The following is a 7,511-nucleotide window of genomic DNA, read 5'->3' as shown; positions in this document are numbered from 1 at the left end:
GGATCGGCGGACGCGGCAGGCCCGGGCTGAAATCGCCCGGGCGGTCCGGAAGGGGCGTCAACCTTCCGCCCGTCGGGGGCCTCCATCGGAGCGGGTTAAAAATCCGCGATCCGAAGGCTTCCGGAAAACGATCCGCGCGGAGCGTCCAGACCCTGTCGAAACGGTACTCTCCACAATCCTACGCCGGGCATGGCCCGGACGCTCCGCCGCCTCCCACCCGCCGGGCTCCCCGGTCGGGGACATGCGCTCGCGCGCGTCCCCAGGTCTTGGCGCCGTGGATGCTGTCGGGGACACGCCCAAGGGCATGTCCCCGGTCCTACGCCGCCTCTTGGGTGTAGCCCAACTGCTTGTTCAGCTTGTCCAGCAGCTCGATCACAGCTTCGGCGATCACCGTGCCGGGCGGGAAGATCGCGGCGGCGCCGGCGTCGCGCAGGGCCTGGAAGTCCTGGGGCGGGATCACGCCGCCGACCACCATCATGATGTCGCCGCGACCTTGCTTGGCCAGTTCGGCCTTCAGTTCGGGGGCCAGGGTCAGGTGTCCGGCCGCCAGGGACGACGCCCCGACGATGTGGACGTCGTTCTCGACCGCCTGCTTGGCGGCCTCGGCCGGGGTCTGGAACAGTGGGCCGATGTCGACGTCGAAGCCGAGGTCGGCGAAGGCAGTGGCGATCACCTTCTGACCGCGGTCGTGGCCGTCCTGGCCCATCTTGGCGACCAGGATGCGCGGCCGGCGGCCGTCGGCCTGCTCGAACGCCTCGACCATGGCCTTGGCCCGGGCGGCGGCGGGATCGGCGCCGGCTTCCTTCATATAGACCCCCTGGATCGACTGGATCGTGGCGCGGTGGCGGCCGAAGACGTTCTCCATCGCCAGGCTGATCTCGCCGACCGTGGCGTGGGCGCGGGCCGCGTCGACGGCCAGGGCCAGCAGGTTGCCGGTCCCCCGGGCGCCGTCCTCCAGCGCCTTCAGCGCCGCCGCCGTCTTCGCCGGATCGCGCTCGGCCTTCAACCGGGCCAGCTTCTCCAACTGCTGGTTGCGCACGGAGGTGTTGTCGACCTTCAGCACCGGGATGTCGTCGGCGATCTCGGGCTTGTAGCGGTTGACGCCCACCACGCTCTGCTTGCCGCTGTCGATGCGGGCCTGGGTCTTTGCGGCCGACTCCTCGATGCGCAGCTTGGGCAGGCCCTGCTCGATGGCCTTGGCCATGCCGCCCAGGGCCTCGACCTCCTCGATGTGGGCCAGGGCCTTCACGGCCAGGTCGTGGGTCAGCTTTTCGACGTAGTAGCTGCCGCCCCAGGGGTCGGCGACCCGGGTCGTGCCGCTCTCCATCTGCAGGAACAGCTGGGTGTTGCGGCTGATCCGGGCCGAGAAGTCGGTGGGCAGGGCCAGGGCCTCGTCCAGGCTGTTGGTGTGCAGGCTCTGGGTCTGACCGTTGACGGCGGCCATCGCCTCGACGCAGGTGCGGGCCACGTTGTTGAACACGTCCTGGGCCGCCAACGACCAGCCCGAGGTCTGGCTGTGGGTGCGCAGCGAGAGGCTGCGGTCGTCCTTGGGGTCGAACTCTCGCTTCATCAGCCGCGCCCAGAGCAGGCGGGCGGCGCGCATCTTGGCCACTTCCATGAAGTAGTTCATCCCGATCGCCCAGAAGAACGACAGGCGCGGGGCGAAGGCGTCGATGCTCATGCCCGCCGCCACGCCGGCCCGGGCGTATTCGACGCCGTCGGCCAGGGTGTAGGCCAGCTCCAGATCGGCCGAGGCCCCGGCCTCCTGCATGTGGTAGCCGCTGATCGAGATCGAGTTGAACTTGGGCATCTTCTCCGACGTGAAGGCGAAGATGTCCGAGATGATCCGCATCGAGGGGCCGGGCGGGTAGATGTAGGTGTTGCGGACMATGAACTCCTTGAGGATGTCGTTCTGGATGGTCCCGGACAGCTTGTCGGGGCTGACGCCCTGTTCCTCGGCGGCGACGATGTAGAGCGCGAGGATCGGCAGCACCGCGCCGTTCATGGTCATCGACACGCTCATCTTGTCGAGCGGGATGCCGCTGAACAGCGTGCGCATGTCGAGGATGGAGTCGATGGCCACGCCGGCCATGCCGACGTCGCCCTTCACCCGCTCGTGGTCGCTGTCGTAGCCGCGGTGGGTGGCCAGATCGAAGGCCACCGACAGGCCCATCTGACCGGCCGCGAGGTTGCGGCGGTAGAAGGCGTTGCTGTCCTCGGCGGTCGAGAAGCCGGCGTACTGCMGCACCGTCCACGGGTTGGTCACGTACATGGTCGGATAGGGGCCGCGCAGATAGGGCGCGACGCCGGGATAGCCGCCGGTGAAGTCCAGGCCCGCCGTGTCGTCGGCGGTGAAGGCCGGCGGCACGTCGACGCCCTCGGGCGTGTGCCAGATCGCGCCTTCGGGAGCCGCCGCGGTCATGCCGGCCGCGAAGTCGACGGCGGTGAAGTCGGGGAACTTGCTCATGCTTGCGTTCCCTCAAAGGCGGCGGCGAACCGGATGGCTGTCAGGGGCGGGCAACGGGAGTCCGGTCCGGGGGCGCGGGCGCTGGGCGGATCGACGGCGAAGTCGGCGGCCTTGGGCGTGGCCACCTCCACCGGCTTGTCGTCGGCGTTGGGGAAGGCGGTGACGCCCAGGATTTTGCGGCTTTTGTCGGCGAAGGCGGCCTCCTGCGCCGCGCGGGTGGCGCCGACGATGTCGGAGATCAGGCCGCTCTCCAGCGCCTTGACGATCCCGCCGGCCGCCTCGATGGCCTGGAAGCCGCCCCAGGCGGCGCGGGCCAGCTGGTCGGTCAGGCTGTCCAGGTACCAGGAGCCGCCGGCCGGGTCGGCGACGCGGCCCAGATGGCTCTCCTCCATCAGCACCAGCTGGGTGTTGCGGGCCTGGCGGCGACCGAAGGCGGTGGGCAGGCCGACGGCGTCGGTGAAGGCCCCCAGCACGATCGAGTCCGCCCCGCCGACCGCGCCGGCGAAGCCCGCCGAGGTCAGGCGCAGCAGGTTGGTCCAGGCGTCGGCTCGGGTCAGCATGCGCTGCGACGAGCGGGCCTCGATCACGGCGGGGACCGACACGCCGCAGGCGTCGGTGATCCGCGCCCACAGGGCCCGGGCGGCCCGGATCTTGGCCACGCCGGTGAAGTATTCGGCGTCCAGGCTGACGCCCAGGACGATGCGCGAGAACGCCTCTTCCATCGAGAGGCCCGCGCGGACCAGGGCCTTGGCATAGGCGAGGGCGCAGGCGGCCATCGTCGCCAGCTCTTCGGTGTTGGAGCCGCCTGCCTCGTGCACGGCGCGCCCCGTGGCCAGCATCAGGCTGGCCTTGGCGTAGGTTTGGGCCAGGCGGGTCCCCACCGTCGCGGCCGAGATCAGGTGGCCCTCGATCGGGCCGGGGCTGGTTCCCGCCTGGGCGAAGGCGGTCAGCGGGTCCATGTGGAAGGCCAGGGGCGCGTTCGGCGCGGCCTTGGCCAGACCGCCCAGCCAGTCGGCGGCCTTGGGGCCCAGGAAGCCGGCGTCCAGGGCGACGGGAGCCAGGTCCAGCAGCACGCCGTTCAGAGCCTGGGCCAGGTCCTGCAGCGAGCCGACGGCGACGCCGTTCACCCCGGTGGGGTCGATGGCCAGCAGCACCGAGGCCGCGCCGCCCTCCAGGTCCTTCATGATCTCGGCGGCGGTCTGGCGGGGATCGGGATGGGCGGCGCGCATGCGCAGGTCCCAGGGCCGGTCGGCGTCGCGGGCCCGCAGGTCGCGCGCCACCACCACGCCGTCCTCGACGGTGTAGAGCGGCCGGATGGCGATTCCGTCGGGGGTCTGGGTGATCAGGGCGTCGTCGAACGCCTGGCCCTTCAAGGTCTTCTCGACCAGGGCCATCCACTTGGACCGATCCGGGGCGCCAAAATCCTCGGCCAACGGGGTGGGCGGGTGATTCACGACGTCTCTCTCCTGCACCGCAGCATTTTCTTGTTTTGGCCAGCAGATGCGCCTCTGCCCTAAGGTAGGTCAAGCGCTTGCGTGCGGTGCGAACACGCGTTTAAGCTAACAGTGTTTACATGAGCGGCCCGGAGCGGCCGCCCCAAAGGAGACGTCTTCCATGGCCTTGCCGCCGATCCTGCGCGACCGCCTGCGCCTGCCCGTCATCGCGTCTCCGCTGTTCATCATCAGCAATCCGGACCTGGTGATCGCCCAGTGCAAGGCCGGCATCGTCGGCTCGTTCCCGGCGCTGAACGCCCGGCCGATCTCGCAGCTGGACGAGTGGCTGGCGCGGATCACCGAGGAGCTGGCGGCCTACGACAAGGCCAATCCCGACGCGCCCTCGGCCCCGTTCGCGGTGAACCAGATCGTCCACAAGACCAACAACCGCCTGGAGGAGGACGTCGCCCTCTGCGTGAAATACAAGGTCCCCGTGGTGATCACCTCGCTGGGCGCCCGCGAGGACCTGAACGGCGCGATCCACAGCTACGGCGGAATCACCCTGCACGACGTGATCAACGACAAGCACGCCCACAAGGCGATCGAGAAGGGCGCGGACGGCCTGATCCCGGTCGCGGCCGGGGCGGGCGGCCACGCCGGCGCCCTGTCGCCGTTCGCCCTGGTCCAGGAGATCCGCCAGTGGTTCGACGGGCCGGTGGCGCTGTCGGGCTCGATCGCCTCGGGCCGCTCGATCCTGGCCGCCCAAGCCATGGGCGCGGACCTKGCCTATATCGGCTCGGCCTTCATCGCCACGAAGGAGGCCAACGCGCCCCAGGGCTACAAGGACACCATCGTCGAGGCCCGGGCCAACGACATCGTCTATTCCAACCTCTTCACCGGCGTGCACGGCAACTATCTGCGCCAGTCGATCGTCCGGGCGGGCCTGGATCCCGAGAACCTGCCGGTCAGCGACCCGTCGGCCATGAACTTCGGCTCGGGCGGCAATCAGGAGGCCAAGGCCTGGCGCGACATCTGGGGCTCGGGCCAGGGCGTCGGCGCCATCGACGCGGTGCTGTCGGCCGGCGAACTGGTCGCCAAGTTCGCGGAGCAGTACGAGGACGCGAAGGCGGAGCTGGCGGCCAAGACGGCCCTGACTTCGGGAAACCGCTTGGCTTTCGCGGCCCAGTAGGCGGGGACGCCGCGGGGACCGACGCGCGTCGGTCCTCCAGGACTCCCGGCGGGGCGACACTGGAAGGCGTTGAAACCTTTCAGGAGCTCCCATGTCCAACGACGTCACGCCCCGCCTATCGCTGCCCTTCGTGGCCGCGGGCCAGGCCCAGAAGCACATCACCGTCAACGAGGCCTTCGGCAGGCTGGACGGCCTGGTCCAACTGGCCGTCCAGAGCCGCACGACCGCCGCCCAGCCGGCCTCGCCCGCCGACGGGGCGATGCACATCCTGCCCAGCGGGGCGACCGGCGCGGCGTGGCTCGGGACCGCCGCCGGCCTCCTGGCCCGCTACGCCGACGGAATCTGGGAAACCCTGACGCCCAAGGCCGGCTGGCTGGCCTGGATCATCGACGAGGGCCTAGCCCTGATCCACGACGGCGATGCCTGGACCCCGCTGTCCTCGACCTTCAAGGCCCTGACCGCCGCGCGCTCGCCGTTCCTGGCCGCCACCCGCTTCGAAATCCTCGAACAGGAGCTGACCCTGTCGGGCGCTTCGGTGGCGACCACGGTCACGATCCCCAACCGCGCCATCGTGCTGGGCGTGTCGACCCGCACCAGCGTGGCGATCACCGGGGCCACCTCGTACAGCTGCGGCGTGTCGGGCGACGCGGCCAAGTTCGGCTCGTCGCTGGGCGTGGCCAAGAACGCCAGCAATGTCGGGATCATCGGCCCGACGGCCTACTACGCCGACACCCCGGTGGTGATCACCGCCGCGGGCGGCGCCTTCACCGGCGGCAAGGTGCGGGTGTCGATCCACGCGATGCGGTTCGACGCCCCGGCCGCCGTTTAGGGGCTGCGGTCTAGGGCCGCACCGAGGTTGACCCCGCTCGCCCGGGCGTCTAGGTAGCCGTCACCTTTGGGGAGTAGCCGCCCGCGCCTATCAGCGGGGCCCGTCGTCAACACACTTGTCTTTCGAGACATGGCGCGGGTGAAGGAAGCACCAGCTTCCGCGGCGAGACCAATGGCGTCGGTTTCCGTTCCGGGCTGGGCGGGGTCTCCGATGCTATTGGCGTGCGCTCGGCCCGGATGGTGTTTTTAGATCATGGAATCCCTGCTCGTTTCGGCCCTCGTGGTGGCCATCGCCGAGATCGGCGACAAGACCCAGCTGCTGGCCATCATCCTGGCCACCCGCTTCAAGAAGCCCGTGCCGATCATCCTGGGCATCCTGGTCGCCACCCTGGCCAACCACGCCCTGGCGGCCCTGGCCGGCTCGCTGGCCTCCGACTTCTTTGGCGGCGTCTGGTTCAAGTGGGCCATCGCCATCTCGTTCATCGCCATGGCCGCCTGGGCCCTGATTCCCGACAAGGCCGACGACGACATGCCCGGCGGCAAGGGCCGCTACGGCGTCTTCCTGACCACCACCATCGCCTTCTTCCTGGTCGAGATGGGCGACAAGACCCAGATCGCCACGGTGGCCCTGGGCGCGCGCTTCCACGACGTGCTGTGGGTCGCGGCCGGCACCACCCTGGGCATGATGGCGGCCAACATCCCGGCCGTGTACCTGGGCGAGGCGGCGACCAAGATCGTGCCGCTGAAATATGTCCGCCTGGGCGCGGCCCTGATCTTCCTGGGTCTGGGTCTCTGGGCCGGGATCGAGGCCTTCAAGGGCTAAGGCAACGAAAGTCCGTCCGCTCCGTTCTTCCGCATCTGAACTGGGAGGACTGAAGATGAGCGACCTATCGCCATCGGAGTTTCACGAAGACGTCTATGCGCACCCGCTGATCTCGTGGGGCGCGGTGTTCGCGGGTGTGGCGGTGGCCATCGCGCTGGGGGCCTTGCTMAACCTGCTGGGCCTGGCCATCGGCGCGACCGCCGCCAACCCGTGGACCATGGACAGCGGCGACGCCAAGGCCCTGACGGTGGGCGGCGGCCTGTGGGTGGCGTTCTCCAACGCCGTAGCCCTGCAGGTCGGCGCCTTCATCGCCGCGCGCGCCGCCAAGTATCCGGACCACCACCGGGGCCTGTTCCAGGGCCTGGCGGTCTGGGGCGTGGCCTTCGTCCTGGCCTTCGCGGGCCTGGGCACCAGCGTAGGCGGCCTGCTGCACGGCGGTGACGCCGCGGTCACGGCCTACGCCACGGCGGCCGACGACGCCTCGGGCCCGGACGACCGGGTCAGTGACGCCGACGCCAAGGTCGCAGCCGAAAAGGCCGCCGACGTCACCGCCAGCCTGGCCTGGTGGGGCGTGGCGACCATGGTCCTGGGCGCGATCGGCGCCGTCGCCGGCGGTCGCCTCGGCGCCCGCCATCCCGTCTGGCATCGACGCGCCCGCGTCGTCATCACCCCCAGCGTCTAGGAGGCTTCGATGAAGGGCATTTTCCTCTGGCTGCTGGGCATCCCGCTGCCGATCATCCTGCTGCTGTACCTGTTCCACGTGCTTTGACG

General features: G+C 69.9%; 6 protein-coding genes. 4 read left to right on the top strand and 2 right to left on the bottom strand.

Going from position 1 to position 7,511, the window contains the following annotated elements; all coding sequences use genetic code 11:
• Positions 1–316: 316 nt before the first annotated feature.
• On the bottom strand, positions 317–2,467 hold the full coding sequence (gene scpA, locus AC1U89_RS11645) for a methylmalonyl-CoA mutase (protein ID WP_479899859.1): 2,151 nt from the start codon (positions 2,465–2,467) through the stop codon (positions 317–319).
• On the bottom strand, positions 2,464–3,861 hold the full coding sequence (locus AC1U89_RS11640) for a methylmalonyl-CoA mutase family protein (protein WP_479899862.1): 1,398 nt from the start codon (positions 3,859–3,861) through the stop codon (positions 2,464–2,466). The genes scpA and AC1U89_RS11640 overlap by 4 nt, the downstream gene beginning before the upstream one ends.
• 220 nt (positions 3,862–4,081) lie before the next feature.
• On the opposite strand from AC1U89_RS11640, the gene AC1U89_RS11635 reads away from it, so the two are divergent.
• The 4 genes from AC1U89_RS11635 to AC1U89_RS11620 all read left to right on the top strand — a co-directional run bounded on the left by AC1U89_RS11635 (position 4,082) and on the right by AC1U89_RS11620 (position 7,422).
• Positions 4,082–5,089: an NAD(P)H-dependent flavin oxidoreductase gene (locus AC1U89_RS11635; RefSeq protein WP_029906998.1), complete on the top strand. Its 1,008-nt coding sequence runs from the start codon at positions 4,082–4,084 to the stop codon at positions 5,087–5,089.
• 91 nt (positions 5,090–5,180) lie between these two features.
• Complete coding sequence (locus AC1U89_RS11630; protein ID WP_479899858.1) at positions 5,181–5,918, top strand: DUF2793 domain-containing protein; 738 nt, start codon at positions 5,181–5,183, stop codon at positions 5,916–5,918.
• A gap of 252 nt (positions 5,919–6,170) precedes the next feature.
• Entirely contained in the window at positions 6,171–6,740 is a 570-nt protein-coding gene (locus tag AC1U89_RS11625) for a TMEM165/GDT1 family protein (protein ID WP_479899857.1), read from the top strand.
• A 55-nt stretch (positions 6,741–6,795) separates the two neighbouring features.
• Positions 6,796–7,422, top strand: coding sequence for a hypothetical protein (locus AC1U89_RS11620; protein ID WP_479899856.1), 627 nt, complete (start codon positions 6,796–6,798; stop codon positions 7,420–7,422).
• Positions 7,423–7,511: the final 89 nt, after the last annotated feature.

Source organism: Caulobacter sp. 05T431, assembly GCF_056665975.1.
This window is presented reverse-complemented; position numbering and strand designations above follow the sequence as displayed.

Excerpts from the sequence above, each read along its gene's own strand:
- AC1U89_RS11630 (WP_479899858.1), top strand. The coding sequence starts at position 5,181 with ATGTCCAACGACGTCACGCCCCGCCTATCGCTGCCCTTCGTGGCCGCG.
- AC1U89_RS11625 (WP_479899857.1), top strand. The coding sequence starts at position 6,171 with ATGGAATCCCTGCTCGTTTCGGCCCTCGTGGTGGCCATCGCCGAGATC.
- AC1U89_RS11640 (WP_479899862.1), bottom strand. The coding sequence starts at position 3,861 with ATGGCCCTGGTCGAGAAGACCTTGAAGGGCCAGGCGTTCGACGACGCC.